Source organism: Paraburkholderia denitrificans, from assembly GCF_042655705.1.
In the GTDB taxonomy this organism is placed as follows: Bacteria; Pseudomonadota; Gammaproteobacteria; order Burkholderiales; family Burkholderiaceae; genus Paraburkholderia; species Paraburkholderia denitrificans.
On record NZ_JBHSMP010000045.1, the window covers coordinates 39,874 to 66,096 of the forward strand.

The 26,223-nt window shown below is 64.2% G+C and carries 25 protein-coding genes and 1 pseudogene; 12 read left to right on the top strand and 14 right to left on the bottom strand.

From position 1 onward, the window contains the following. Positions 1-27: 27 nt before the first annotated feature. The 3 genes from rpmA (at position 28) to proB (ending at position 2,775) form a co-directional block, all read left to right on the top strand. Positions 28-291 carry a 50S ribosomal protein L27 gene (rpmA, locus tag ACFPTO_RS24780; protein ID WP_293042744.1) on the top strand — a complete coding sequence of 88 codons (264 nt, stop codon included), beginning with the start codon at positions 28-30 and terminating at the stop codon, positions 289-291. A gap of 181 nt (positions 292-472) precedes the next feature. Continuing rightward, positions 473-1,582 (top strand): Obg family GTPase CgtA, encoded by a 1,110-nt coding sequence (gene cgtA, locus ACFPTO_RS24785; protein WP_377715686.1) that lies wholly within the window; start codon positions 473-475, stop codon positions 1,580-1,582. A gap of 74 nt (positions 1,583-1,656) precedes the next feature. After that, positions 1,657-2,775: a glutamate 5-kinase gene (gene proB, locus ACFPTO_RS24790; protein WP_296655530.1), complete on the top strand. Its 1,119-nt coding sequence runs from the start codon at positions 1,657-1,659 to the stop codon at positions 2,773-2,775. 104 nt (positions 2,776-2,879) lie between these two features. Here proB and ACFPTO_RS24795 read toward each other — a convergent pair whose 3' ends face one another. Next, positions 2,880-3,443 carry a CNP1-like family protein gene (locus ACFPTO_RS24795; protein WP_377715693.1) on the bottom strand — a complete coding sequence of 188 codons (564 nt, stop codon included), beginning with the start codon at positions 3,441-3,443 and terminating at the stop codon, positions 2,880-2,882. 255 nt (positions 3,444-3,698) lie between these two features. Further along, positions 3,699-4,232 (bottom strand): annotated as a pseudogene (locus ACFPTO_RS24800) (RNA pyrophosphohydrolase); the annotation flags it as partial. Positions 4,233-4,510: 278 nt separating this feature from the next. On the opposite strand from ACFPTO_RS24800, the gene ACFPTO_RS24805 reads away from it, so the two are divergent. Both ACFPTO_RS24805 and ACFPTO_RS24810 read left to right on the top strand, forming a co-directional pair. After that, a complete protein-coding gene (locus ACFPTO_RS24805) occupies positions 4,511-6,250 on the top strand; it encodes a proline--tRNA ligase (protein ID WP_377715695.1) in 1,740 nt (579 codons plus the stop codon). Positions 6,251-6,271: 21 nt separating this feature from the next. After that, positions 6,272-6,871 carry a MarC family protein gene (locus ACFPTO_RS24810; protein ID WP_377715697.1) on the top strand — a complete coding sequence of 200 codons (600 nt, stop codon included), beginning with the start codon at positions 6,272-6,274 and terminating at the stop codon, positions 6,869-6,871. A 113-nt stretch (positions 6,872-6,984) separates the two neighbouring features. On the opposite strand, the gene ACFPTO_RS24815 is transcribed toward ACFPTO_RS24810, so the two are convergent. Then, positions 6,985-7,536 (bottom strand): hypoxanthine-guanine phosphoribosyltransferase, encoded by a 552-nt coding sequence (locus tag ACFPTO_RS24815; protein WP_377715699.1) that lies wholly within the window; start codon positions 7,534-7,536, stop codon positions 6,985-6,987. A 161-nt stretch (positions 7,537-7,697) separates the two neighbouring features. Beyond that, a complete protein-coding gene (ffh, locus tag ACFPTO_RS24820; protein ID WP_377715701.1) occupies positions 7,698-9,065 on the bottom strand; it encodes a signal recognition particle protein in 1,368 nt (455 codons plus the stop codon). A gap of 92 nt (positions 9,066-9,157) precedes the next feature. On the opposite strand from ffh, the gene ACFPTO_RS24825 reads away from it, so the two are divergent. The 7 genes from ACFPTO_RS24825 (at position 9,158) to ACFPTO_RS24855 (ending at position 17,509) form a co-directional block, all read left to right on the top strand. Then, the gene (locus ACFPTO_RS24825; protein WP_377715702.1) at positions 9,158-10,087 is read left to right on the top strand and encodes a cytochrome C assembly family protein; all 930 of its coding nucleotides are present in this window, start codon (positions 9,158-9,160) and stop codon (positions 10,085-10,087) included. Between the two features lie 27 nt (positions 10,088-10,114). Then, positions 10,115-10,480 (top strand): PP0621 family protein, encoded by a 366-nt coding sequence (locus ACFPTO_RS24830; RefSeq protein WP_377715704.1) that lies wholly within the window; start codon positions 10,115-10,117, stop codon positions 10,478-10,480. Further along, a complete protein-coding gene (gene ampD / locus ACFPTO_RS24835; protein ID WP_377715705.1) occupies positions 10,477-11,091 on the top strand; it encodes a 1,6-anhydro-N-acetylmuramyl-L-alanine amidase AmpD in 615 nt (204 codons plus the stop codon). The genes ACFPTO_RS24830 and ampD overlap by 4 nt, the downstream gene beginning before the upstream one ends. Positions 11,092-11,579: 488 nt before the next feature. Then, entirely contained in the window at positions 11,580-14,582 is a 3,003-nt protein-coding gene (locus ACFPTO_RS24840) for a ribonucleoside-diphosphate reductase subunit alpha (protein ID WP_377715707.1), read from the top strand. Between the two features lie 581 nt (positions 14,583-15,163). Beyond that, positions 15,164-16,387 carry a ribonucleotide-diphosphate reductase subunit beta gene (locus tag ACFPTO_RS24845; RefSeq protein WP_377715708.1) on the top strand — a complete coding sequence of 408 codons (1,224 nt, stop codon included), beginning with the start codon at positions 15,164-15,166 and terminating at the stop codon, positions 16,385-16,387. Between the two features lie 95 nt (positions 16,388-16,482). Next, positions 16,483-16,800, top strand: coding sequence for a hypothetical protein (locus tag ACFPTO_RS24850; protein ID WP_377715710.1), 318 nt, complete (start codon positions 16,483-16,485; stop codon positions 16,798-16,800). A gap of 28 nt (positions 16,801-16,828) precedes the next feature. Beyond that, on the top strand, positions 16,829-17,509 hold the full coding sequence (locus ACFPTO_RS24855; RefSeq protein WP_377715711.1) for a histone H1-like DNA-binding protein: 681 nt from the start codon (positions 16,829-16,831) through the stop codon (positions 17,507-17,509). A 236-nt stretch (positions 17,510-17,745) separates the two neighbouring features. On the opposite strand, the gene ACFPTO_RS24860 is transcribed toward ACFPTO_RS24855, so the two are convergent. The 10 genes from ACFPTO_RS24860 to ACFPTO_RS24905 all read right to left on the bottom strand — a co-directional run bounded on the left by ACFPTO_RS24860 (position 17,746) and on the right by ACFPTO_RS24905 (position 26,177). Beyond that, a complete protein-coding gene (locus tag ACFPTO_RS24860; RefSeq protein ID WP_377715713.1) occupies positions 17,746-18,213 on the bottom strand; it encodes an outer membrane lipoprotein in 468 nt (155 codons plus the stop codon). A gap of 69 nt (positions 18,214-18,282) precedes the next feature. Then, positions 18,283-19,224: a carbohydrate kinase family protein gene (locus ACFPTO_RS24865; RefSeq protein ID WP_377715715.1), complete on the bottom strand. Its 942-nt coding sequence runs from the start codon at positions 19,222-19,224 to the stop codon at positions 18,283-18,285. 88 nt (positions 19,225-19,312) lie between these two features. Continuing rightward, positions 19,313-19,813, bottom strand: coding sequence for a thiol peroxidase (gene tpx, locus ACFPTO_RS24870; protein ID WP_377715717.1), 501 nt, complete (start codon positions 19,811-19,813; stop codon positions 19,313-19,315). Positions 19,814-19,919: 106 nt separating this feature from the next. After that, complete coding sequence (locus ACFPTO_RS24875; protein WP_377715719.1) at positions 19,920-21,140, bottom strand: zinc-ribbon and DUF3426 domain-containing protein; 1,221 nt, start codon at positions 21,138-21,140, stop codon at positions 19,920-19,922. 65 nt (positions 21,141-21,205) lie between these two features. Next, positions 21,206-22,102 (bottom strand): 50S ribosomal protein L11 methyltransferase, encoded by an 897-nt coding sequence (gene prmA / locus ACFPTO_RS24880; RefSeq protein ID WP_377715721.1) that lies wholly within the window; start codon positions 22,100-22,102, stop codon positions 21,206-21,208. Positions 22,103-22,105: 3 nt separating this feature from the next. After that, complete coding sequence (accC, locus tag ACFPTO_RS24885) at positions 22,106-23,473, bottom strand: acetyl-CoA carboxylase biotin carboxylase subunit (RefSeq protein ID WP_377715723.1); 1,368 nt, start codon at positions 23,471-23,473, stop codon at positions 22,106-22,108. Between the two features lie 192 nt (positions 23,474-23,665). Further along, entirely contained in the window at positions 23,666-24,136 is a 471-nt protein-coding gene (gene accB, locus ACFPTO_RS24890; protein ID WP_377715725.1) for an acetyl-CoA carboxylase biotin carboxyl carrier protein, read from the bottom strand. A 94-nt stretch (positions 24,137-24,230) separates the two neighbouring features. Then, on the bottom strand, positions 24,231-24,683 hold the full coding sequence (gene aroQ / locus ACFPTO_RS24895) for a type II 3-dehydroquinate dehydratase (RefSeq protein ID WP_377715727.1): 453 nt from the start codon (positions 24,681-24,683) through the stop codon (positions 24,231-24,233). Positions 24,684-24,877: 194 nt separating this feature from the next. Continuing rightward, complete coding sequence (locus tag ACFPTO_RS24900) at positions 24,878-25,462, bottom strand: TlpA family protein disulfide reductase (RefSeq protein ID WP_377715729.1); 585 nt, start codon at positions 25,460-25,462, stop codon at positions 24,878-24,880. 70 nt (positions 25,463-25,532) lie between these two features. Further along, positions 25,533-26,177 carry a UDP-N-acetylmuramate--alanine ligase gene (locus tag ACFPTO_RS24905; RefSeq protein WP_377715731.1) on the bottom strand — a complete coding sequence of 215 codons (645 nt, stop codon included), beginning with the start codon at positions 26,175-26,177 and terminating at the stop codon, positions 25,533-25,535. Positions 26,178-26,223: the final 46 nt, after the last annotated feature.

Below are 26,223 nucleotides of genomic sequence, written 5' to 3' on the forward strand. Positions count from 1 at the left end.
AGCGCACGAAGGTAAAGGAGCAAACAAATGGCACACAAAAAGGCTGGCGGTTCCTCGCGGAACGGCCGTGACTCAGAGTCGAAACGACTTGGCGTGAAGGTGTTCGGCGGCCAGGCGATCCTCGCAGGCGGCATCATCGTTCGCCAGCGCGGCACGCGCATGCACCCGGGCAACAACGTCGGCATCGGCAAGGACCACACGCTGTACGCGCTGGTTGACGGCCACGTCACGTTCACGACCAAGGGCGCAGCGAATAAGCACATGGTCAACGTCGTCCCGGCAGCGGCCTAAGCTTTTTAGCCCGCTCGCAATCGACGCAAGGAAGGCCCCGCGAAGTTTGCGGGGCCTTTTTATTTATCGTTGTTTATCGTTGGCGATTGGCCCGGGCCACGCCGGCCGCAGACGTTCGGCCAGGTTGGTCAAGCGAAGCTGCGCGCGGCAAAATAACGACATCCACGGGACGGAGTAACGCATGAAGTTCATTGACGAAGCGAAGATCGAAGTCATCGCCGGCGATGGGGGCGATGGCAGCGCGTCGATGCGGCGCGAGAAGTTCGTCCCGTTCGGCGGCCCGGACGGCGGCGACGGCGGGCGCGGCGGCAGCGTCTACGCGATTGCCGACCGCAACATCAACACGCTGATCGACTACCGCTATACGAAGAAGCATCTGGCCCGCAACGGCGAGAACGGCCGCGGCGCGGACTGCTATGGCAAGGGCGGCGACGACGTCACGCTGCGCATGCCGGTGGGCACGTCCATCACCGATCAGGATACGGGCGAGCTGATCGCCGACCTCACCGAGCACGACCAGCGCGTCATGGTCGCGCAGGGCGGCGCGGGCGGCCTCGGCAACCTGCATTTCAAGTCGTCCACGAATCGCGCGCCGCGCCAGAAAACCGACGGCAAGCCCGGCGAGCGCCGCATGATCAAGCTCGAACTCAAGGTGCTGGCGGACGTCGGCCTGCTCGGCATGCCGAACGCGGGCAAGTCCACGTTTATTTCGTCCGTGTCGAACGCGCGGCCGAAGGTGGCGGACTATCCGTTCACGACGCTTGCGCCGAACCTCGGCGTGGTCCGTGTGGGACCGAGCAAGAGCTTCGTGATCGCCGATATTCCGGGCCTGATCGAAGGCGCGGCGGAAGGCGCGGGTCTCGGTCACCAGTTCCTGCGCCATCTGCAGCGCACCAACCTGCTGCTGCATCTTGTCGACCTAGCGCCGTTCGACGAAGCGGTCGACCCGGTGGCGGAGGCGAAAGCCATCGTCGGCGAACTGCGCAAATACGACGAGTCGCTCTACGAGAAGCCGCGCTGGCTCGTGCTCAACAAGCTCGACATGGTGCCCGAAGAGGAGCGTGCCGCGCGCGTGGCCGATTTCGTGAAGCGCTACGAGTGGGACGGCCCCGTGTTCGAGATCTCGGCGCTCACCGGCCAGGGCTGCGAAAACCTGTGCTACGCCGTGTACGACTACGTTTCCGCGCATTCGGATGCACGCCGTGCCGAACAGGCTGAAGACCTCGCGTCCGACGTCCGCTTTCGCGACACGCCGCCCGCCGAAGGCGGCGTGAGCCAGCCGCAGGAGTAATACCTCGCCAGTGCCGGCGCGCAGGGCGCGCCGGCGGTCGCATCGTCATCCGTTATTTGGGGAGATCGCGCAGTATGCGTTCCGTCATCGCCGATTCCCGGCGTCTGGTAGTGAAAGTCGGTTCGAGCCTCGTCACGAACGACGGCCGGGGGCTCGATCATGCGGCGATCGGCCGCTGGGCCAAGCAGATCGCGGCGCTGCGTTCGCAGGGCAAGGAGGTGGTGCTGGTCAGCTCGGGCGCGATTGCCGAAGGCATGCAGCGGCTCGGGTGGTCGAAGCGCCCGCGTGAGATCGACGAACTGCAGGCAGCCGCGGCGGTTGGCCAGATGGGGCTCGCCCACGTGTACGAGAGCCGTTTTGCCGAACATGGCATCCGCACCGCGCAGATCCTGCTCACGCACGCCGACCTCGCCGATCGCGAACGCTATCTGAACGCGCGCTCGACGCTGCTCACGCTGCTGCGTCTCGGCGTCGTGCCGATCATCAACGAGAACGACACGGTCGTCACCGACGAAATCAAGTTCGGCGACAACGACACGCTCGGTGCACTGGTCGCCAATCTGATCGAAGGCGACGCGCTCATCATCCTGACCGACCAGAGCGGCCTTTACACGGCCGATCCGCGCAAGGATCCGTCAGCGACGCTCGTTCAGGAAGCGGATGCGGGCGATCCGGAACTCGAAGCGATGGCGGGCGGCGCCGGATCGAGCATCGGCCGCGGCGGCATGCTGACCAAGATCCTTGCGGCCAAGCGCGCGGCCCATAGCGGCGCGAATACCGTGATCGCGAGTGGCCGTGAATCCGAGGTTCTCGTGCGTCTTGCGGCGGGCGAGGCGATCGGCACGCAGTTGATCGCACGCACCGCACGCATGGCTGCACGCAAGCAGTGGATGACCGACCACCTTCAGGTGCGCGGGCACGTCGTGATCGACGATGGCGCCGTTCAGAAGCTCACTACCGACGGCAAAAGCCTGCTGCCGATCGGCGTGACTGGCGTGCACGGCGCTTTTGCGCGCGGCGAGGTGATTGCGTGTCTGAACCTCGCGGGCGTCGAAGTCGCGCGCGGACTTACTAACTACAGCAGCGCGGAAGCAAACCTGATTCAGCGTCATGCGAGCAGCGAGATCGAGAGCGTCCTCGGTTACATGCTCGAACCCGAACTGATCCACCGCGACAATCTCGTGCTCGTCTGACGTTCTTCATACGCGTACCCAGCAAAAAAGCCGCACCGGCGCAGAGCCGGGGCGGCTTTCGTACTTAATAACGCAACATCGGCGCGAAGCTTCAGGACGCAGCTTCAGCGAACGAACGAGGATTGCGTGCGTCCGTAACGCAGGTTCTGGAGGATGACCGACGCTTTCGCCACGGGTAGCTTGTTCGAGCAGAAGTAGTCCTGATAGAGCGAAGCGTGATACGCGTTCAACGAGCCGTTCTCGATACGCGACCAGTCGTTCGCCACGGTTTTGTCCCAGCCGTTGTGATCGGCGTCGAGACTCGCATAGAGGCGCCATTCGTACGTATCGCAGCGAATGCCTTCGTAGTTCACGTTGCGTGCGCCCGTCGGGCTCGTGATGACGATCGTGTAGCGCACGACGCCGTCCGTGCCGACCGTGAGCGAAGCGGGATCGACGGCGAACTTGAGCGGCGTGTTGTTGGAGACGTCGAACGGCAGCAGCTTCGCGCTGGCCTCAGGCAGCGGAGGCAGCCCTTCGAGCTTGTTTTCCTGCCAGTCGCCTTTACGGTCGAGCAGATAGACGAATGCGCTGTCGTCCTTGTTGGTCGGGCCAGAGCTGCCGCAACCGGCCAGCAGGACGCTACTTGCGGCTGCGGCGCACACCGCAGCAAGAGCAATTCGGTTCAAATTGATTTCCCTTCGTAGCAACGTCGCGACGCGCGCGAGCAGCATCGCGCCGCAAATGCAAACGGCGACGCGAGTCTCGCTCGTGCCGCCGGTTCTTGTGTCCAGTGCGCCGTCGTCGGCCTGTCAGTCATGCTCGTCCGGCGCAGGCACGATCATACTCTGGCCCGGCCCGCAATCGCCTTCGTCCGCTGCGCCATCCGGCTCGTGGACGAACTCAGGCTCGGCCTGCACGGCGTTGGCGTGCGCCGACGTGACGACGCGCGGATAGCGCACTTCGTGAGCGTGCAGGCAGGCGCGATCCTGCCGCGCCGCTGCGGGGCGCCGCAGGAAGCGCGACAATTCCGTCAACGCGAGTTGATAGACGTCGCGCTTGAACTCGATGACCGCTTCGAGCGGCACCCAGTATTCGTTCCAGCGCCACGCATCGAACTCGGGATGCTCCGTTGCCCGCAGGCAGATATCGCAATCGCGCCCGACCATGCGCAGCAGAAACCAGATCTGCTTCTGACCGCGATAATGGCCGCGCACTTCGCGCTTGATGAACTTGTCCGGCACCTCATAACGCAACCAGTCGCGCGTGCGACCGACGATCTTGACGTGCTCAGGTAGCAGCCCGGTTTCTTCTTGCAACTCCCGATACATTGCCTGCATGGGGGTCTCACCATATTTGATGCCCCCTTGCGGAAACTGCCAGGAATGTTCGCGAACCCGCTTGCCCCAAAACACCTCGTTATGCGCGTTCAAGAGGATGATGCCGACGTTCGGGCGAAAGCCTTCACGATCCAGCATACAACCACCTTCGAATCCTTTAAAATTGCTTTGATTATAAACAGATAACGGTCCTCACGCACCCGAGCGCCGGAAGATTGGAGCGTTTTACTGCGCATTCTCGCAAGAGCGGGCAAACGACGCGCGCAATCAAGGTACGAAGGGGCGTTCGCTCGCGAGGTCGGCCCGCGCCCTGTTTAGTGCGCTAGCATGTCGGCACCGCGCAGTTCCGGGAATTCCTATACCCGTTTCACCTTGTTCGGGCGGTCCGCACGGGCCGCCGCTTTTGGAAAATCTGAATGAAAGCCTCCCGTTTCTTTATCGGCACCCTGAAGGAAGCGCCGGCTGACGCCGAGATCGTCAGCCACAAGTTGATGGTTCGCGCGGGCATGATCCGTCGCGTCGCAGGCGGCATCTACAACTATCTGCCGATCGGCCTGCGCTCGATCCGCAAGGTCGAGCAGATCGTGCGCGAGGAAATGAACCGCGCGGGTGCGATCGAATTGCTGATGCCGTCGGTGCAGCCGGCCGAGCTGTGGCAGGAATCGGGACGCTGGGAGCAATACGGGCCGGAGCTGCTGCGCTTCAAGGACCGCAAGCAGAGTGATTTCGTGATGGGGCCGACGCACGAGGAAGTCATCACCGACATCGCGCGCAACCAGATCAAGAGCTACCGGCAGATGCCGGTGAACTTCTATCAGGTGCAGACGAAGTTCCGCGACGAAATCCGTCCCCGTTTCGGCGTGATGCGCGGCCGCGAGTTCATCATGAAGGACGCGTATTCGTTCGATAAGGACGTCGACGGCCTCAAGGTTTCGTACCAGAAGATGTATGACGCCTACACGCGGATCTTCACGCGTCTCGGCCTCCAGTTCCGCGCCGTGGCGGCCGACAACGGTTCGATCGGCGGCAGCGGCTCGCACGAATTCCACGTGATCGCAGAGACCGGCGAGGACGACATCGCCTACTGCCCGACGTCCGATTTCGCGGCGAACGTCGAAGCCGCCGACGCGCTGCCGCTCATCGCGCAACGCGGTGCGGCAACCGAAGCGCTCACGAAGACCGCGACGCCGAGCGCGCCGAAGTGCGAGCAGGTCGCCGAGCTGCTCGGCATTCCGCTTGAGCGCACGATCAAGTCGATCGTGCTGGCGACGGATCACGGCGAAGGCGCCGAACCGACGATCTGGCTGTTGCTCCTGCGCGGCGACCACGATCTGAACGAGATCAAGGCGAGCAAGCTCGAAGGCCTCGGCAATTTCCGCTTCGCGACCGAAGCCGAGATCGTCGAGTGGTTCGGCACGCCGCCGGGCTACCTCGGCCCGATCGGCACGAAGAAGCCGGTGAAGGTGATCGCCGATTCGACGGTCGCGAACATGAGCGACTTCGTCGTCGGCGCGAACGAAGTGGACTTCCACACGACGGGCGTGAACTGGGGCCGCGATCTGCCGGAACCGGTCGTCGCCGACATCCGCAACGTGAAGAAGGGCGATCCTTCGCCGGACGGCAAGGGCGTGCTCGACATCTGCCGCGGCATCGAAGTGGGCCACGTGTTCCAGCTCGGCACGAAATACTCCGAAGCGATGAGCGCCACTTTCCTCGGCGAAAACGGCAAGCCGCAACCGATGCAGATGGGCTGCTACGGCATCGGCGTCACGCGTATTCTCGGTGCCGCGATCGAACAGAACTTCGACGACAAGGGCATCATCTGGCCGGAATCGATCGCGCCGTTTCAGGTCGTCGTGTGCCCGATGGGGCTCGACCGCAGCGAGCTCGTGCGCGAGCACGCCGGGCGCGTCTACGACGAACTCCTGAAGGCGGGCATCGACGTGATCCTCGACGACCGCGGCGAGCGTCCGGGCGTCATGTTCGCGGACTGGGAACTGATCGGCGTGCCGCATCGCCTCGTGATCGGCGAGCGCGGCCTGAAGGAAGGCAAGATCGAGTACCAGGGCCGCCGCGATGCGGAAGCGACGCTGCTGCCGGCCGACGAGGCCGCGCAGGTCGTGGCGCAGAAGGTCCGCGCCGCGCTCGCGCGCTAAGCGTCACGGAGCACGGCAAGCGTGGAGTACAGCTTTCTGTCCGCGACGGTCCTGCTGCTGCTTATCACCGATCCGCTCGGCAACATTCCGCTCTTCATCGGGTGTTTGCACCATGTGGCGCCAGCGCGCCGGGCGATCGTGATCCTGAGAGAAGTGGCGATCGCGTTCGTGATCCTGCTCATCTTCATGGTGGCCGGCAACGGCTTCCTGCGGATGATGGGGCTCACGGATACGTCGCTGCGCATCGGCGGCGGCATCGTCCTGTTCCTCATCGCGCTGCGCATGATCTTTCCGCATCCGGGCGGCCCGTTCGGCGGCAGCGACAAGGGCGGCGAGCCGCTTATCGTGCCGCTCGCCATTCCCGCGCTGGCGGGGCCCTCGGCGCTCGCGACCGTCATGCTGCTTACCTCGCAGGCGCCGGGCAAGCTGCTCGAATGGATTGCGGCGCTCACGGTGACGATGGTGGTTTGCGCCGTGGTGCTCGTGCTGGCCGAGCGCATTCAGCAGTGGCTCGGCGAGCGTGTGGTGACGGCGTTCGAACGGCTCATGGGACTCGTGCTGGTGGCGATCTCGGTCGAGATGATCCTCGCGGGGATCAGCAAGTTCGTCCACAGCCTTTGATATCCGGCGAACGCGCCAACGAAAAAGCCGCTCTGATGGGCGGCTTTCTTATGTCGCGTGCTCCGCGCGTTTCGCGCAAGCGGCGGGGCGCATGAAATTGCTTATGCGTCCGCTTATACGTCTTCAGTTAGCGCACGGATAGTCGGCAGATTGCGCCAGTAGCCCTTCGCGTCCATGCCGCAGCCGAACACGTAACGATCCGGCACTGAGAAGCCGCAATAGTCGGGATGCAGCGGCTTCGCCTTCGGGATGATCTTCTCGCACAGCACCGCCGACAGGAATCGCTTCGCACCCATCGCGAGGATGCGGTCGCGGATCGCAGCCATGGTCTCGCCTTCGTCGAGGATGTCGTCGAGCACCAGCACCACGCGATCCTTCACCGACTCGCGCGGCGCCACGCGCCACTGCATTTCGGCGCTGCCCTTGATGGCGTTGCGATAGCGCGTGAGGTGGATGTAATCGAATTCGAGCGGGAAGTCGAGGTGGGGCAGCAGCATGCCGGTGAAGACGGCGGCGCCGCCCATCACCGATAGCACGAGCGGGAAGTCTTCGCTGACTTCGGCGCGGATGGCTTCGGCCATCCGGCCGATCGACTCATCGACCGCTTGCCTGGAAACGATCTCTTCGGAGTGGCGGAATATGTGCAGGGCTTCTTCGCGATTCATGACTCAGGCGGGATCGTAGCTGTAGCTATTCAGTGTGGAAAATAACGCTGGCGCGCGCTACAGCATAAACCCGCGCTTTCCGGCTCGCGCGCCGCATTACCGACGATGGGCCGCCGCGCGGCGCCCGAACGCATCCGGGCGCCGCGGCAGGGACCGCAAGCTTACCGCATGCCGGGCATCATGCCCTTCATGCCGCGCATCATCTTCTGCAGATTGCCGCCCTTGAGCTTCTTCATCATGGTGCGCATCTGCTCGTACTGGTTCAGCACGCGATTCACTTCCTGCACCTGCACGCCCGCGCCCGCCGCGATGCGGCGCTTGCGGGTTGCCTTGATGAGTTCCGGCTTGGCGCGCTCGGCGGCCGTCATCGAATTGATGATGCCTTCCATGCGGCGCAGCTGCTTTTCGGCGATGCCCATGTCGGCGCCCGCGGCAGCCTGCTGGAACTGCGCCGGCAGCTTGTCCATGAGCGTCGAGAGACCGCCCATTTTTTTCATCTGCGAAAGCTGCGCGCGGAAATCGTTGAGATCGAAGTCGCCGCCTTTCTTGACCTTGTCGGCGAGCTTCTGCGCGGCCTGCACGTCGACGCCGCGCTGCGCTTCCTCGACGAGCGCGAGAATGTCGCCCATGCCGAGAATCCGGTTCGCCATGCGATCCGGATGGAAGACTTCGAGGCCGTCGAGCTTTTCCGCGACGCCGACGAACTTGATCGGCTTGCCCGTGATGTGGCGCACGGAGAGCGCCGCGCCGCCGCGCGAGTCGCCATCGAGCTTGGTGAGCACGACGCCGGTGAGCGGCAGGGTGTCATTGAACGCTTTCGCGGTGTTGACGGCGTCCTGGCCGAGCATCGCATCGACGACGAAGAGCGTTTCCGCGGGATTGAGCGCCGAGTGAAGCGCGGCGATCTCGTTCATCATCGCTTCGTCGATGCCGAGGCGGCCGGCCGTGTCGACGAGCAGCACGTCGTGATAGTGGCGCTTCGCCCAATCGACGGCCGCATTGGCGATATCGACGGGTTTCTGGTCGGGCTGCGACGGGAAGAACTCGGCACCGACCTGCTCCGTCACCGTCTTGAGCTGCGCAATGGCGGCCGGACGATAGACGTCGCATGAAACGGTGAGCACCTTCTTCTTGTGCTTCTCTCGCAGCAGCTTCGCGAGCTTGCCGACGGTGGTCGTTTTACCGGCGCCCTGCAGACCGGCCATCAGGATGACGGCGGGCGGCGAAACGGCGAGATTGAGTTCGGCGGCCTTGCCTTCGTAGTCGCCGCCGATCACGGCGGTCAGTTCGCGCTGCACGACGCCGACGAGCGCCTGCCCGGGCGACAGGCTGCCGATCACTTCTTCGCCGAGCGCCTTTTCCTTCACCTTGGCGATGAATTCGCGCACGACGGGCAGCGCGACGTCCGCTTCGAGCAGTGCGAGACGCACTTCGCGCAGCATTTCCTGCGTGTTGGCCTCGGTCAGCCGGGCTTCGCCGCGCAGCGTCTTGACGACGCGCGCCATCCGTTGAGTGAGATTGTCGAGCATGGGGAGCGGTAGACAGTGCAGCCCGAGTCACAAGCGCGCGGGTATAAGGGTGCAACCGTCGCAGCCTGAGGGGGCTATAGTAAACTTCGAATATGGATATTGTACTGTATGCCCTCACTGCACTCCTCTACGGCGGATTGTGCACCGCCGACTGGCGCGCGCTGCGCCGCGCAGGCGTGCGCCCGCTCCTCGGCAGCGTGCCGCCGGTGCCGGTCACGGCGACGGTAGACGGCGACGGCGTGCCGCGCACCCGCGGTTTCGGGCCGGTATCGCGTACTTTGCTGTTCATCGCGCTCGCGGCGCACGGCCTGCTGCTGCACACGACGATCTTCCACGACAACGAGATGATCTTCGGCTTCGCGTTCGCGTTGTCGGCGATGTTCTGGCTCGGCGTGGGCATCTACTGGATCGAGAGCTTTTTCTTCCAGCTCGACGGGCTGCGGCTCATGCTCTTGCCGCTCGCCGTGGTGGCGTCGCTTTTGCCGATTCTGTTCGGCGGCGTGCGCGTGCTTCCATATGCCGCAGCACCGATGTTCAAGCTGCACTTCGTCATCGCGAACGTCGCCTACGGCCTCTTCGCCATCGCCGCTTTGCACGCAATCCTGATGCTCGCCGTCGAGCGCCGTCTGCACGCGCTGCGCGGCGGCGGCATACCGCGCAATGCGCTGACGCGCGGCGGCTGGCTGTCGAACTGGATCGAGACGCTGCCGCCGCTCCTCACGATGGAGAAGCTGCTGTTCCGCCTGATCAGCGCGGGCTTTGCACTGCTCACGCTCACGCTCATCTCGGGCATCGTGTTCAACGAGCAGTTGATCGACAAGCCGCTCTCGCTCGACCACAAGACCGTCTTCGCGATCCTCTCGTGGCTGATGTTCGGCGCGCTGCTCACGGCACGCAAGATTTCGGGCTGGCGCGGCCGCGCCGCGCTGCGCTGGGTGATCGCCTCGTTCGTTGCGTTGCTGCTCGCGTACGTCGGCAGCCGGTTCGTCTTCGAGGTGCTGCTGCACCGTTCTGTTGCCTGAGCGCGTATCGATACGCGCATCGATGCCATGAGACAGCTTTTCCTTCTGATTCTGCTGTTCGTCGTCGGACAGTGGTTCGTCAAGTCACTGCGCGGCGCACAGTCGCGTTCCGGCTCGCAAGGGCAACGCACGCCAGGCGCTCAGGGTGGCCAAGGTGCACAAGGTGGTCAGAGCGCCCGGAACGGGCAGGGCGCATGGCGCGCACCGGCTGGCGGCGCAAGCCGTCCGAATGGCCAGGCGGCGCTGGCTGAACCGATGGTGCGTTGCGCCGAATGCGGCGTGCACGCGCCGCGCAGCGAGTCCGTGATGATGGGCTCGCAGTCGTTCTGCAGCGACGAACACGCACGCGCCTACGCCGCACGCACGGCGAACCAGGATCGCGCCGCGCGATGAGCGCAGCGTCACCGTTCGAGGCGGACGCGCAGGGCTGGGTGGCCGCCGCGCGCCGCCTGCCGTCGCCGAACTTCGAAGCGCGTCCCGCAGGCGCCGTGCCGACGCTCATCGTCGTGCACAACATCAGCCTGCCGCCCGACACCTTCGGCGGCCCCGAAATCGCCGACCTCTTCCTCAATCGCCTCGACTGCGACGCGCATCCTTACTTCGATCAGCATCTGCGTGGCGTGCGCGTGTCGGCGCACTTCGTGATCCATCGCGACGGTGCGCTCGAACAATTCGTCTCCTGCGACGCGCGCGCATGGCACGCGGGCGTGTCGAACTTCTTCGGCCGCGCGCGCTGCAACGACTTCTCGATCGGCATCGAACTCGAAGGCAGCGACACGACGGCGTTCGAGCCCGCGCAATACGCGACGCTCGCGGCGCTCGTGAAGGCGCTCGCCGCGCGCTATCCGATCCGTGCGCTCGCGGGTCATTCAGACATTGCACCGGGCCGCAAGACCGACCCCGGGCCGCATTTCGACTGGGCGCGCCTGCAACGCGACACGCAGCTTGCCGACGCGTACTTCCCCTGCTTTCGTCAACCGGGCGCACCCGATGCGACGCTGTGACTCTGCGTTGCCGGCATAAAAAATCGCTCTGACTGTTGCGTTACCGCAAGGCCCCGGCGCGCCGGAGCGTTTCTGGTTGTCAAGAGTTTGCGCTGAAATAAATTGGTTTGATCGAGTCCGAATCTTCACTATACTTGGTGAACAACATTCGCTTTTACACCATATGTTGTGTTGTGATGCGGCGCCCGGCTCCATGAGCACGGCGCCGCGTGCATTAGCGGCACAGGAAAAAAGAATGATGTGCGGTGTATCCGGCGCAAGTAGTTGCGAACTGGTGCACCGGCTGTAGTCGGGAAAGAGGGCGCAGCCAATGATCGCGGCATGCACGATGAACACTCGTATCGCGTTTGTCCCATCGGCCTTGCCGCATCCGGCAGCCTCGCCAGGCTGGCTCTCTTTCTCCACCCGATCGACCGCGCACGGGGGCGCGGCATCCGATTTAATCCGCGAAAACGCTTCGCACACTTCCAGGACCAGGAGCTTTGCACATGCAAACGACCGATAACGTCTCGAGCCGGGTAGAAGGCGCGCCTGTTGCGCATACGCCGGGTGGCCAGCCGCAAACCGGCCAGGCGAGCACGTCGCAGTTCGAGGACCACAAGGTGATCCGTCGCAACGGCAGCGTGATGCCGTTCGAGCCGTCGAAGATCGCGATCGCGATGACCAAGGCATTTCTGGCTGTCAACGGCGGACAAGGCGCGGCGTCGGCACGCGTGCGCGAACTCGTCGAACAACTCACGCAGAACGTCGTGCGCGCACTCGTGCGCAGCCGTCCGAATGGCGGCACGTTCCATATCGAAGACATCCAGGATCAGGTCGAACTTGCGCTGATGCGCGGCGGCGAGCACAACGTCGCGCGCGCCTACGTGCTGTATCGCGAGAAGCGCAACCAGGAACGCGGCCACGCGCTCGAAACGCAGGCAGCGGCGGCGCCTGGCCTGAACGTTACCGACAACGGCGTGACGCGTCCGCTCGACATGGGCGCGCTGCGCGCGCTGATCGTGTCGGCGTGCGAGCACCTCGGCGATGCAGTGAACCCGGATCCGATCGTCGCGGAAACGGTGAAGAACCTCTACGACGGCGTGCCGATGGCACAGGTCTACGACTCGGCCATCCTCGCTGCACGCACGATGATCGAAAAGGACCCGGCGTACAGCCAGGTCACGGCGCGCATTCTGCTGCACACGATCCGTCGCGAAATTCTCGAAGAGGAAGTGACGCAGGCGCAGATGGCCGAGCGTTACGCCGAATACTTTCCGCAGTTCGTGAAGCGCGGCGCGGAAGCGGGCCTGCTCGACGACAAGCTGCTCCAGTTCGATCTGAAGCGCCTCGCATCGGCGCTCGACGCGAACCGCGATCTGCAGTTCGGCTACCTCGGCCTGCAGACGCTCTACGACCGCTACTTCCTGCACGTCGAAGGCACCCGCATCGAGATGCCCCAGGCATTCTTCATGCGCGTCGCGATGGGCCTGTCGCTCAACGAGATCGACCGTGAAGCGCGCGCGATCGAGTTCTACAACATCCTTTCGTCGTTCGACTTCATGTCGTCGACGCCGACGCTGTTCAATTCGGGCACGCACCGCTCGCAGCTTTCGTCGTGCTACCTGACGACCGTCTCCGACGATCTCGACGGCATCTACGAAGCGCTCAAGGACAACGCGCTGCTCTCGAAGTTTGCCGGCGGCCTCGGCAACGACTGGTCGCGCGTGCGCGCGCTCGGCTCGCACATCAAGGGCACCAACGGCAAGTCGCAGGGCGTGGTGCCGTTCCTGAAGGTGGTCAACGACACGGCAGTCGCCGTGAACCAGGGCGGCAAGCGCAAGGGCGCAGTCTGCGCGTACCTGGAGTCGTGGCACCTCGACATCGAAGAGTTCCTCGAGCTGCGCAAGAACACCGGCGACGACCGCCGCCGCACGCACGACATGAACACGGCGAACTGGATTCCCGACCTGTTCATGAAGCGCGTGATGGAAGGCGGCGACTGGACGCTCTTCTCGCCGTCTTCCTGCCCGGACCTGCACGACAAGTTCGGCGACGAGTTCGAGCGCGCTTACGTCGCTTACGAAGAGAAGGCCGCGCGCGGCGAGATCAAGCTGTACAAGAAAATGCCCGCGGCCCAGCTGTGGCGCAAGATGCTCGGCATGCTGTTCGAAACCGGCCATCCGTGGATCACGTTCAAGGACCCGTGCAACGTGCGCTCGCCGCAGCAGCATGTCGGCGTCGTCCACTCGTCGAACCTGTGCACGGAAATCACGCTCAACACCAACGACAACGAGATCGCGGTCTGCAACCTCGGCTCCGTGAACCTCGTCGCGCACATGGTCAAGCAGGCCGACGGCAGCTACGCACTCGACCAGGACAAGCTCAAGCGCACGATCAGCGTCGCGATGCGCATGCTCGATAACGTTATCGACATCAACTACTACGCGGTGCCGAAGGCGCGCAACTCGAACCTGAAGCACCGTCCGGTCGGCATGGGCATCATGGGCTTCCAGGACTGCCTGCATCTGCTGCGCACGCCGTATGCGTCGCAGGCGGCGGTCGAGTTCGCCGATCAGTCGATGGAAGCGGTCTGCTACTACGCCTACTGGGCGTCGAGCGAGCTGGCCGAGGAGCGCGGGCGCTACTCGACGTATCGCGGCTCGCTGTGGGATCGCGGCATCCTTCCGCAGGACACGCTGAAGCTGCTCGCCGACGCGCGCGGCGGTTACGTCGAAGTCGACACGAGCGAGACGATGGACTGGGCGTCGCTGCGCGCGCGCATCGCAACGCACGGCATGCGCAACTCGAACTGCGTGGCGATCGCGCCGACGGCAACGATCTCGAACATCATCGGCGTCGCGGCCTGTATCGAGCCGACGTTCCAGAACCTCTACGTGAAGTCGAACCTCTCGGGCGAGTTCACGGTGGTCAACGAGTACCTGGTGCACGACCTGAAGGCGCGCGGCCTGTGGGACGAGGTGATGGTCGCCGACCTGAAGTACTTCGACGGCACGCTCTCGCGCATCGACCGCGTTCCGGCCGATCTGCGCGCGATCTATGCGACGGCGTTCGAAGTCGATCCGACGTGGCTCGTCGAAGCGGCGTCGCGTCGCCAGAAGTGGATCGACCAGGCGCAGTCGCTGAACATCTACATGGCGGGCGCGTCGGGCAAGAAGCTCGACGAGGTCTACAAGCTCGCGTGGGTGCGCGGCCTGAAGACGACCTACTACCTGCGCACGATGGCGGCGACGCACGTCGAGAAGTCGACGGTGGCGCACGGCGCGCTGAACGCGGTGCCGACGAGCGGCAATAGCGGCACTGGCGGCAGCGGTGCGGCTGGCTCCGGCGGCGCATTCGGTGGCGCGGGTTTTGGCTCGGGTTCCGGCGCAGCAGGTGGTGGTGCCGACTCGACGCTCCTGCAATCGGCGGCAGCGCCCGAGGCCGACGGTCCCGTGTGCATGATGCGTCCGGGCGATCCGGGCTTCGAAGAGTGCGAAGCCTGCCAGTGATGCACGCTGCAGTGCACCGCGTTTGAAGCGGCACAGCAGCACTACTAGTAGTAAACAGTAGGCAGCGGTTAGCAGGAAAAGGCGGCGCGTGCGATGCGCGCCGCCAGCAGCCAGGTTCGCGGCGCTCGCATCAATCGCATCAATCGCGACCGCACATTTACCGGCACGCACGCGGCGACTCGCGCAAAGATCGGCGAGAGGGCATCAGGAATCCCTGGAGTTTTCGCCGATGCACGCGGGTTGCTTCACGGGTTGCTTCCCGACATGTAGCGATGATCAGCGTTGAGCAGCGACGAGCATGCGAAGTCCGCCGTTGAAGCAGTGACCGAGGCATGCAGTGCTTCTTGCACATCGTGCGTCGCGCGCCGCGAACACACACTCTTTCACGACTCATTCGACACACGCGAAGGCATGCACTCACGCAGTTATCGCAGCGCTTGCGCGAAGCGATCGACACGATGCGATGACAAAGTGTTGTATGCAGGTCGCACCGTGAATCGAAATCAGAACTTTTCGTGTGCGAGCCCTTTTACCGCTCACGAAAAGATGGTACAAACCGATCTAAATTGATGGTGACATTTATGCTCAACTGGGATGACGAGATCACGGCCGTAAATCCGTCGAGCGGTGCGCAGCAAAACACGATGCGTAACGCCGAGGGCCAGGCTGTCCCGGCTGCCGATGTGCAGTTCGGTCTGCGTTCCACTCCTCAGGCAACCACAGCGGAAAATATTTTCTCCAGCGACTTCGCAGTTCCCCCGCCGCCTCCGGCGCCGGTGTCCTCCGAAGCGCGCGTGAATGTCGCCGACAAGCGCATCATCAACGGTCAGACCGACGTGAACCAGTTGGTCCCGTTCAAGTACAAGTGGGCCTGGGAAAAATATCTGGCGGGCTGCGCGAACCACTGGATGCCGCAGGAAATCAACATGTCCCGCGACATCGCGCTCTGGAAAGACCCGAACGGTCTGTCCGATGACGAGCGACGCATCGTCAAGCGCAACCTCGGCTTCTTCGTGACCGCCGACTCCCTCGCCGCGAACAATATCGTACTGGGTACCTACCGCCACATCACGGCGCCCGAATGCCGCCAGTTCCTGCTGCGCCAGGCGTTCGAAGAGGCGATCCACACGCACGCTTACCAGTACATCGTCGAATCGCTCGGTCTGGACGAAGGCGAGATCTTCAACGCGTACCACGAGGTCAAGTCGATCCGCGACAAGGACGAGTTCCTGATCCCGTTCATCCATACGCTCACGGATCCGTCGTTCAAGACCGGCACGCTCGAAGCCGACCAGAAGCTGCTCAAGTCGCTGATCGTGTTCGCCTGCATCATGGAAGGCCTGTTCTTCTATGTCGGCTTTACCCAGATCCTCGCGCTTGGCCGCCAGAACAAGATGACTGGCGCGGCGGAGCAATATCAGTACATCCTGCGTGACGAGTCGATGCACTGCAACTTCGGCATCGACCTCATCAACCAGATCAAGCTCGAGAACCCGCACCTGTGGACCCCCGCGTTCCGTGCAGAGATCGCTGATCTGTTCAAGCAGGCGGTCGACCTCGAATACCGCTACGCGGAAGACACGATGCCGCGTGGCGTGCTCGGTCTGAACGCGGCGATGTTCAAGGGCTATCTGCGCTTCATCAGCAACCGTCGTTGCCAGCAGATCGGTATCGATCCGCTGTTCCCGAACGAGGAAAACCCGTTCCCGTGGATGAGCGAGATGATCGACCTGAAGAAGGAGCGTAACTTCTTCGAGACACGTGTGATCGAATATCAGACAGGCGGTGCACTGTCCTGGGAGTGAGCGGGACGCACCGCTGATCAAGTCTATTGTGGGGATGCCGGCGGCGCTTGCGCAAGCGCGCGTACCGGCTAGATGATTAGGAGCAGGAACGCCTGATGCAAAGCGTGCCCGGAGCCCTGGCGGCTCACCGATATGACTGGCACTTTGCGAACCCTTCAGAGGGATGGGCAAACTTCCCCCCGGAAAAAGGCGCGGGCCGTGTGGCCGGCGTCTTCAACGAACGTTGGCCGGCGTCGGTATCCGATGCCGGATTGACATGGCGCGCGGTGCCAAAGGGCATCGCGCGCCTTACCGCATTCATTAGCGTAAGCGCGCGGGATCAGCGTACGCCGATGAATAGCCCGCTTCGCAGCGTGCGCCCTGAGAAGCGTTCGCGGGAAGCGGGTTTTGACGAAGGGCGATGTTTGAACTGACTCTCATCTGAACCTGAAGGAGAAGAAAATGGTTACTGCCAAGAAGAAACCGGCGGCCAAGAAGGCTGCAGTGAAGAAAGTCGCAGCGAAGAAAGCCGCTCCGGCAAAGAAAGTTGCTGCGAAGAAAGTAGCGGTCAAGAAGGTCGCCGTGAAGAAGGTTGCTGCGAAGAAGGCAGCACCGGCGAAGAAGGCCGCTGTGAAGAAGGTTGCAGCCAAGAAGGTCGTGGCGAAGAAAGTCGCGGCCAAGAAGGTTGCAGCGAAGAAAGTCGCCGTGAAGAAGGTCGCGGCGAAGAAGGCTGCACCGGCGAAGAAGGCCGCAGCCAAGAAGGTTGCAGCGAAGAAAGTCGCCGTAAAGAAGGTCGCGGCGAAGAAGGCTGCACCGGCGAAGAAGGCCGCTGCGAAGAAGGCTGCACCGGCGAAGAAGGCCGCTGCGAAGAAGGCTGCGCCCGCGAAGAAGGCCGCTGCGAAGAAGGCCGCTGCGAAGAAGGCTGCGCCTGCCAAGAAGACTGCGCCTGCCAAGACGGCTGCGCCTGCGAAGAAGGCCGCCGCGAAGAAGGCCCCGGCGAAGAAGGCAGCTGCCAGGAAGGCCGCCGCCGCGCCCGCACCCGCTGCCCCTGCTGCTGCGCAACCGGCCGCTCCCGCAGCAACCGTGAAGACTGCCCTGAACCCGGCCGCAGCATGGCCGTTCCCGACCGGCAGCCGTCCGTAATACGCAGTACCAGGCGAGGCGCGCATCGCGCGCTTCGCGCTTCGGGTCGATTCGAGGCCCGATGCAGATCCCGTCGCAGGGCACGCCCGCGACGGGATTTTTTTCGCCCCTCACCGGCGCGAACGCCCGTGCGCAGGCATGAAAAAAGGCGCATGCACAGGGGAGCACATGCGCCTGAGGTTCCGCGTGCGGCGACTGGCGCCTTGCGCGGTACAGGGGAAATCGGTGTCGCTGTTTTAGTGCGTGACGCGGGTGACGCCGCCGCTCGAAAGCAGCCGTACGCGGTCTCCGGCGTTGAAGACTTCGCCGGTGGCGGTCTGCGTGATCGCACGCAGGTCGCCGGTGTCGAGGCGCACGGTGATCTCGAGGCCGTCGTGCATCGCGAGACTGTTTTCCGCCGTGTTGCCGGCCACCGCACCCGCAATGCCTCCGATGATGCCTGTGACGATCGAGCCGCGCCCGCCGCCGATCGCGCTGCCCGCCACCGCGCCGAGCGCACCGCCGCCGATGGCGCCCAGGCCGCTCGGCTGGCCGTCGTTCGAGCTGATCCTCACAACACGCACGCTTTCGACCGTCGCCATGCGAACCGTGGCCTCGCGCTGCGCCTGCGACGCCGTGTAGACGTTGGCGGAACTGCTGTTATACGCACACCCCGTGACCGCAAGCGAGCCTGCGATCAGGACTGCAACAATTGGACGATTCATTATTCTGATACCCCGTAGTTCTCAACGGCATTCTTAAAGGCGTTCAAAGGCCCCGCGCGGAGCCTGGGTTCAATTCGGCAGTTCGTAGCTGAACGCCTGCTTGAACCGTTCATTGATCTGCGAGCGCGTGGGCGCGTAGGTCTGCGGACCGAGATGTTCGATCTTGAGCGCGCCCATCAGGCTAGCGAGACGGCCGGAGGTTGCCCATCCGAGACCGTTCTCGATGCCGTAGAGCAGACCGCCGCGGAATGCGTCGCCGCAACCGGTCGGATCCAGCACGCGAGCAGCCTGTACCGGAGGAATGTCCTCGACGCTGCCATCGTGGTAGATCTGCGAACCGTGCTCGCCGCGCGTGACGATCAGCGCATCGACCTTGCTGGCGATTTCTTCGATCGACCAGCCGGTGCGGTGACTGACAAGGTTCGCTTCGTAGTCGTTGACCGCGACATAGGTCGCAAGTTCAATCGCGTGCCGCAGCGACGGGCCGTCGAAGAGCGGCAGACCCTGGCCCGGATCGAAGATGAACGGCATGCCCGCGGCGGCCATCTGCTCGACGTGCTGGACCATGCCGTCGAAGCCGTCCGGCGCGACGATGCCGAGCTTGATGCCGGGCGCTTCATCGGCGCGGTTCAGGTGCGACTGCATCATCGCGCCCGGGTGGAATGCGGTGATCTGGTTGTTCTCGAGATCGGTCGTGATCATGGCCTGCGCCGACCACGTGTCGGGCAGCACGCGCACGTGCGCCTTCGACAGGCCGAGCGTGTCGAGGCGGTCGAGATAGGGTTGCGCGTCGGCGCCGCCGAGCGTCGCCATGATGCGCGCATCGCCGCCGAGCAGATGCAGCGAGTAGGCGATGTTGCCCGCGCAGCCGCCGAATTCGCGGCGCATCGTCGGCACGAGGAAGCTCACGTTCAGGATGTGCACCTGTTCGGGCAGGATGTGTTCCCGGAAGCGACCTTCGAAGGTCATGATGTTGTCGTAGGCGAGCGAGCCGCAAATCAGCGTAGCCAAGGCCGGTATTCCTGTAGGGCGTGGAGAGAGTTGAGAAAGCCGCGCGTCGCGCACTGCACATGCAGGGCGGCGGCGCGCGGCTGCCAGATTACTTCAGTGCTGCGAGCGCAGCGTCGTAGTTCGGTTCGTTCTTGATTTCGGCCACGCGCTCGGCGTAGACGACCTTGTCGTTCGCATCGATGACGACCACCGCGCGCGCGGTCAGGCCGGTGAGCGGACCGCTCGTCACATCGACGCCGTACGCCTGGGCGAAATCATGGCCGCGGAAGGTCGAGGCCGTGACGACGTTGTCGATGCCTTCGGTCGTGCAAAAGCGCGCGGCCGCGAACGGCAGATCGCCCGAGATCACGACGACAACCGTATTGTCGAGCTTGCCCGCGGCTTCGTTGAACTTGCGCGTGGAGGTGGCGCAGACCGGCGTGTCGAGGCTCGGGACGATGTTGAGCACCTTGCGCTTGCCCGCGAAGTCGACGAGCGAGACGGGCTTCAGGTCCTTGCCGACAAGCGAGAACGCCGGTGCTTTCTGCCCGGCGGTCGGGAACGGACCTGCGACGTCGATCGGGTTACCACCCAGCGTGACTTGACTCATGATGTGCTCTCCGGAAGTTCATGTAGCAACGAAAGACGCACCCGGCAGCGCCGGGCGCAGGGAGCGCGCGAGCCGCGCGAGAGCGGCTGCGCAAAGGGAATGCGCATCAGGGATAGAAGATCTCGATGCGGAAGTTCGATGCGACGACATTGCCGGTATCGAGCCGCACGATGATCGTCTGCGTGGTGCGAGCGGGCAGGCCCGCCTCGATACGCGTGCCGGGCGCGACGTAATCCTGCGGCCACAGCACGCGGCGCACGACCACGTTGTTCTGACGGTCGAGCAGCGTGAGTTCGATGGCCGGAAACGCGAGCGCCACGTCGAAGTGATTGCGCAGCGGCACCTTCAGTTCGAGATGGTGCGGATCGTCGACCTGGCGCAGATCGGACGGCTCGACCTGCAGGCCGTCGATGTCGCGCGGCGGCAGCACGCGGCAGCCGAGTTGCTCGCACGCCTGCACATAGAACCGCTGCGAGGCGGGCCAATTGACCATCACGGTTTCGCGCATCCACCAGGCAACCTGAGCGGCGAGCAGTGTGAGCAGGACAAGCGCGAGCAGCGCGCCGACGATGCGCCAGCCCGTGCGGCGCGACCCGCGTGCGGGCGCCTCGCGGGTGACGGCGAACGGTTGGGCGCCTTCATCCGGTGAAAGCGCGCTGAAGCCGGGCTGCGTGGATGCAGCCGCTGCGGCTGCAGCGCCCGGCAGCACGGGATCGGGCGCGCCGGTTCTCGCGGACGATGCTTCGTTCGCCGAAAGGGTCGGTTCGGTGAGATCCGGTGCGACTTGCCGCCAGTGCGCGGCAGCCGAAGGTGCCGCTGCAGCCGCTCCTGCGGCTGCCGCTGCTGGTGCGGCGCCTGTATTTGCCGGCGGCTCGGGCGGTTCGGGCGGGAAGTGCGGCTCGGCGGGCGCATGCACGATCGTCGGCGTGACGCTCGGCGTCAGTCCGGACGACGGCAGATGCTCGGCGTTGTAGAGGAAGCGGTCGTCGATATGAGTGTCCGCGCGCGGCGCCCACCGATCCCATCCGGGGTTTGCGAAGTCGGGTGCGCCGGGTGTACCGGTTGGCTGGCTCGCCGCAGGCGAGCCTTCGGGCGGATGCCCGGCGGCGGGCGCGGGCTGCGCTGCGGTCAGGCCCGCAACGACGTCGGCGGCAACGGGTACGGCACTGGCGAAATCGCCGCCCACCGGCACGTCGAACAGGCTGCCCGACGCGTCAAACGTCTCCTGACAGTGGCCGCAGCGCACAAGGCCGCGCCGCGTGGCGAGCTGCGCGGGCTGGATTCGGAAGACGGTTTCGCAGAATGGGCAGCGCGTTGCCAGGAGCATGTGGGCTGGGGATCCGGGTAGGCCGTACAGTTGGCGATACCCGTCATTCTACTGGCATTCAGCGGTTAGCCGCGCCGCGTGCCTGCGAGGCACACCCAGCCTTCGTATTCGCGCCAGACCGAGATGTCGATCCACGGCTCGTAGAAGCGCGCGACTTCCTCCGCCTGGCGTGCGAGGATGCCTGACAGCGCGAGGCGTCCGCCTGGCTTCACGCGCGACGAGAGCATCGACGCCATGAGCTTCAACGGGTTCGAAAGAATGTTCGCGACGACGATGTCGAATTCGCCCGGCGGGCAGTCGTCGGGCAGGCCGTAGGTGACATCGGCGTGATTGCGCGCGCTGTTCTGGCGTGCCGATTCGACGGCCTGCGGATCGATGTCGATGCCGATCACGGGATTGGCGCCGCACTTCTTCGCAAGAATCGCGAGGATGCCCGAGCCGCAGCCGTAGTCGAGCAGCGATGCACCCGGCTTCACGTTCTGTTCGAGCCACTCCATGCACAGTCGCGTGGTGGGATGGCTGCCGGTGCCGAACGCAAGACCCGGATCGAGTTCGAGCACGAGCGCATCGGGATCGGGTGCGTCGTGCCATGACGGCACGACCCAGATGCGCTCGCCGATCTGGATCGGCGCGAACTGCGATTGCGTGAGCCGCACCCAGTCCTGCTCCTCGACTTCGCGCAGCGCGAACTTCGGCGTTTCAGCGAGGCCGAGTTCATTCGCTGCCGCCGCGAGCAGCACTGCCGGATCCTGATCGTCGCCGATCAGCGCGATCACGCGCGAGTGCTGCCACGCCGTGCGTTCGGGCGTGAGGCCCGGCTCGCCGAAGAGCGGCTGTTCGTCGGGCGTGTCGGCGTCGGCGTCTTCCACCGATACCGACAGCGCGCCGAGTTCGATCAGCGCGTCGGAGAGTGCTTCGGCGCGCTTGCGATCCAGCTCGACGATCAGTTCGCGATAGCTCATGAATTACGCTTCTTCCTTCTGAACCTGCTGGCGCGCGGCCAGACGGTTTTCGAGGTAATGGATGCTCGTGCCGCCCTCGACGAACTTCGCGTCGAGCATCAGCTCGCGGTGCAGCGGGATGTTGGTCTGGATGCCTTCGACCACCATTTCCGACAGCGCGATGCGCATGCGCTGGATCGCCTGCTCGCGCGTCGAGCCGTAGGTGATCAGCTTGCCGATCATCGAATCATAGTTCGGCGGCACGAAATAGCCGTTGTAGGCATGCGAGTCGACGCGCACGCCGGGGCCGCCCGGCATGTGCCACGACGTGAGACGTCCCGGCGACGGCGTGAACTTGAACGGATCTTCGGCGTTGATGCGGCACTCGATTGCGTGGCCGTTCAGCTGGATGTCGCGCTGGCGGAACGAGAGCTTCTCGCCTGCGGCGATGCGGATCTGTTCCTGCACGATGTCGATGCCGGTGATCAGCTCGGTGACCGGGTGCTCGACCTGCACGCGCGTGTTCATCTCGATGAAGTAGAACTCGCCGTTCTCGTACAGGAATTCGAACGTGCCCGCACCGAGGTAGCCCATCTTCTTGCAGGCGTCGGCGCAGCGGTCGCCGATGCGGTCGAGCAGGCGGCGCGCGATGCCGGGCGCCGGTGCTTCCTCGATCACCTTCTGGTGGCGGCGCTGCATCGAGCAGTCGCGCTCGCCGAGCCACACGGCGTTCTTGAACGAATCCGAGAGCACCTGGATTTCGATGTGGCGCGGATTCTCGAGGTACTTCTCCATGTAGACCTGCGGATTGCCGAACGCACGGCCCGCTTCCTCGCGCGTCATGTTGACCGCGTTCACGAGCGCCGCTTCCGTGTGCACGACGCGCATGCCGCGTCCGCCGCCGCCGCCCGCGGCCTTGATGATGACAGGATAGCCGACCGCGCGCGCAATCTTGACGATCTCCTTCGGATCTTCGGGCAATGCGCCTTCCGAGCCCGGCACGCACGGCACGCCGGTCTTGATCATCGTCTGCTTCGCGGTGACCTTGTCGCCCATCATGCGGATCGTTTCCGGGCGCGGGCCGATGAACGTGAAGCCCGATTGCTCGACGCGCTCGGCGAAGTCCGCGTTCTCGGAGAGGAAGCCGTAGCCGGGGTGGATCGCTTCGGCGTCGGTGACTTCCGCCGCGCTGATGAGCGCCGGCATGTTGAGGTAGCTGAGGTTCGATGGCGCCGGGCCGATGCAGACTGCCTCGTCGGCGAGCTTGACGTACTTGGCTTCCTTGTCGGCTTCCGAATAGACGACGACCGTCTTGACGCCGAGTTCGCGGCACGCGCGCTGGATGCGGAGCGCGATTTCGCCACGATTGGCAATGAGGATTTTTTCAAACATGGTGGGTATTCGACTCTTCAATGGGCGCCGCAAGGGGTTCTGGCGGGCCGCCTCAGAGGATCGGCCGCGCGTGCCTCGCGAAGCGAGCGTCCCGTACGTGGCACAGGTGGCTCAGGGCACAGGCGGCTCAGGTGGCACAGGCAACTCATGCACGAGGCGCGGGCGGCGTTGCCGCGCGCGCAGCGCACGGCTTTAAGCGACCACGAAGAGCGGCTGGCCGTATTCGACAGCCTGGCCGTTCTCGACGAGGACTTCCTTGATCACGCCGGCCATGTCCGATTCGATTTCGTTGAGCAGCTTCATTGCTTCGATGATGCACAGCGTCTGACCTTCCTTGACCGTGTCGCCGACCTGGACGAACGGATCGGCGCCCGGCGACGGTGCGCGGTAGAACGTGCCGACCATCGGCGAGGTCACGACGTGGCCCTGCGGCGCAGCCGGCGCGGCAGGGGCGGCTGCGCTTTCCGCGGCCTGGCCCGGCGCGGCGAGCGGCGCGGCGAACTGCCCGGCGGCCGGCGCCGCGTACTGGGCTGCCGGCTGGACGTACACCGGCGGCGCATTTTTGACGATACGCACCTTGCCTTCGCCCTCGGTGACTTCGAGTTCCGAGATGCCCGATTCGGAGACGAGGTCGATCAGAGTCTTCAGCTTACGTAGATCCATGGTGCAGCCCCTTTGAATACGTGAGTGCCGGACGCGCGCGCCGGCACGGGATTAGTGTTGTCTGTCTGAGTGCGTCGGTTATCCGACCCGCGAATCAGGCGCCCTTGACGGCGGCAAGCCGGTCAAGCGCGAATTCGAGCGCGTACAGATAACCCTTCCAGCCGAGGCCGCAGATAACGCCTTCGGCCAGGTCGGAGAAATACGAGTGATGCCGGAAGGCTTCGCGGCGATGCACGTTCGACAGGTGAATCTCGACGAACGGTATGCCGACGCCAGCCAGCGCGTCCCGGATCGCGACGCTCGTGTGCGTGTACGCAGCCGGGTTGATCAGGATGAAATCGATCTGTTCGGCGCGCGCGGCCTGAATCCGGTCGACGAGCGCCCCTTCGTGATTGCTCTGGAAAGTCGCGAGCTCGACGCCCGCATCCGCGGCATGCTTGGCGAGGGCCTGATCGATCTGCGGGAGCGTCACGCGCCCGTACACCTCGGGTTCCCGGGTGCCGAGAAGGTTGAGGTTGGGGCCGTGCAGAACCAGCAGTCTCGTCATGGTCGCTTCTTTTTCTGTGGAATTGCGCGAACTTTAGCGCTGATTAGAGAAATTTGTCTAGTTTTCCGAGCGGCCGATATGGCCCCGGGATCGGCTGGCGTCCGGCAGCGGCCCTGATCTCCCGCCAAAACGCATAAAAGACGCAGCAAAAAGTGCCGTACGGTGCCTAATGCCCGGTCAAATGTTCTGCCGCGTCAAAGTGCATCGAGCGTGTGACGAAGTTCGTCAGGTTTGATTTGGCCTAATTTTGTCGCGCGTACGGTGCCGTTCGCGTCGATTACGACCGTGTAGGGCAAGCCGCCGACCGAGTTGCCGAACGCGCGTGCGACATCGGCGCCGCCGAATCCGGCCACGTAGACGGGGTAGTCGACCTTCACTTTTTGAAGGAAAGCTTTGACGTTGGTGCTGGAGTCGACGCCGAGGCCGACGAACTGAATGCCCTTCTTCGCGTATTCGCGCTGCATGGCGGACAGCTCCGGCATCTCCGCGACGCACGGTCCGCACCACGAGGCCCAGAAGTTCACGACGATCGGCCGCCCCTTGTAGGCCGCGAGTGACTGGGGCTGGCCGTCGGGCGTGGTGACCGCTGCACTCCACAGCTTGCCGAGTGCTTCCTGCGGGTTCGCCGCCGCCGCGTCGGTCGTGGCCGCGCCCGCGTTCGTGCCCGCGTCCGCGCTTGTGTCCGAATTTCCGCCGCGTGTCCAGTAACCGGCTGCAACGCCGCCGCCGACAGCCACCGCTACGACTGCGAGTGTGACCAGAATCCGCTTTGAGTTCATCGGTGCGCCTGAAATCCGTAAATCGTGCTGTTAAAGGTTATCAATGAGGTGATCGATAAGGCTGACGAGGTCATTGCGCCGGGGTTGTCGCGCCGCTCTCGTCGATCAGCGTCTGGAGCGCCTGGGCGTTCGCGCGCGGCAGACGGCCTCGCATGTCGGCACGCACGGCGCCGCGCAGGTCGTCGGTGTTATAGAGAGCAACATGGATGCCCACAGGTTCCTCATCGCGCGATGCCCGGTACATAAAGCTCAGCGTCTCCACGTAGCCGCGGGCGGCAAAATGGCGCGTCTCCGACACGTCGTATTGCACATTCGCGTTCAGGAACCAGATGGCGACGTCTTTCGGGTTGTCGCAGAAGATCTGCAGATGGATGTCGGAATGCGCGCCCGCCGTGCCGTTGAGCACGGCGCCCGTGACGAACGGGTTGAACGCGTCGAGCCGGCGCATCCAGTCGAGCGCGATTTCGCGCAGGCGCCGCAGCACCAACGGCTGGCTTTCGCCCTGAAAGAGAGCCTGATATTCGCGGATCTCGTCTTCGATCTGATCGTTGTCGGGCAGCCAGGCGCTTTCGATGCGCGTATCCCCGGCGACCTGCCGCGCCGCCTTGCGTTTGGCGCTTGCGTAGTCGAGCCCGTCCTCGGCGATCATCCGTGCTGCCGCGATGGCGATTTCCTCGCGCACGCGTTGCGGATCGAAATGTGATCTGCGAACCATCCATCCATCATACTAGAGAATGCTGCGCGGACCTTGCGCTGTCAGG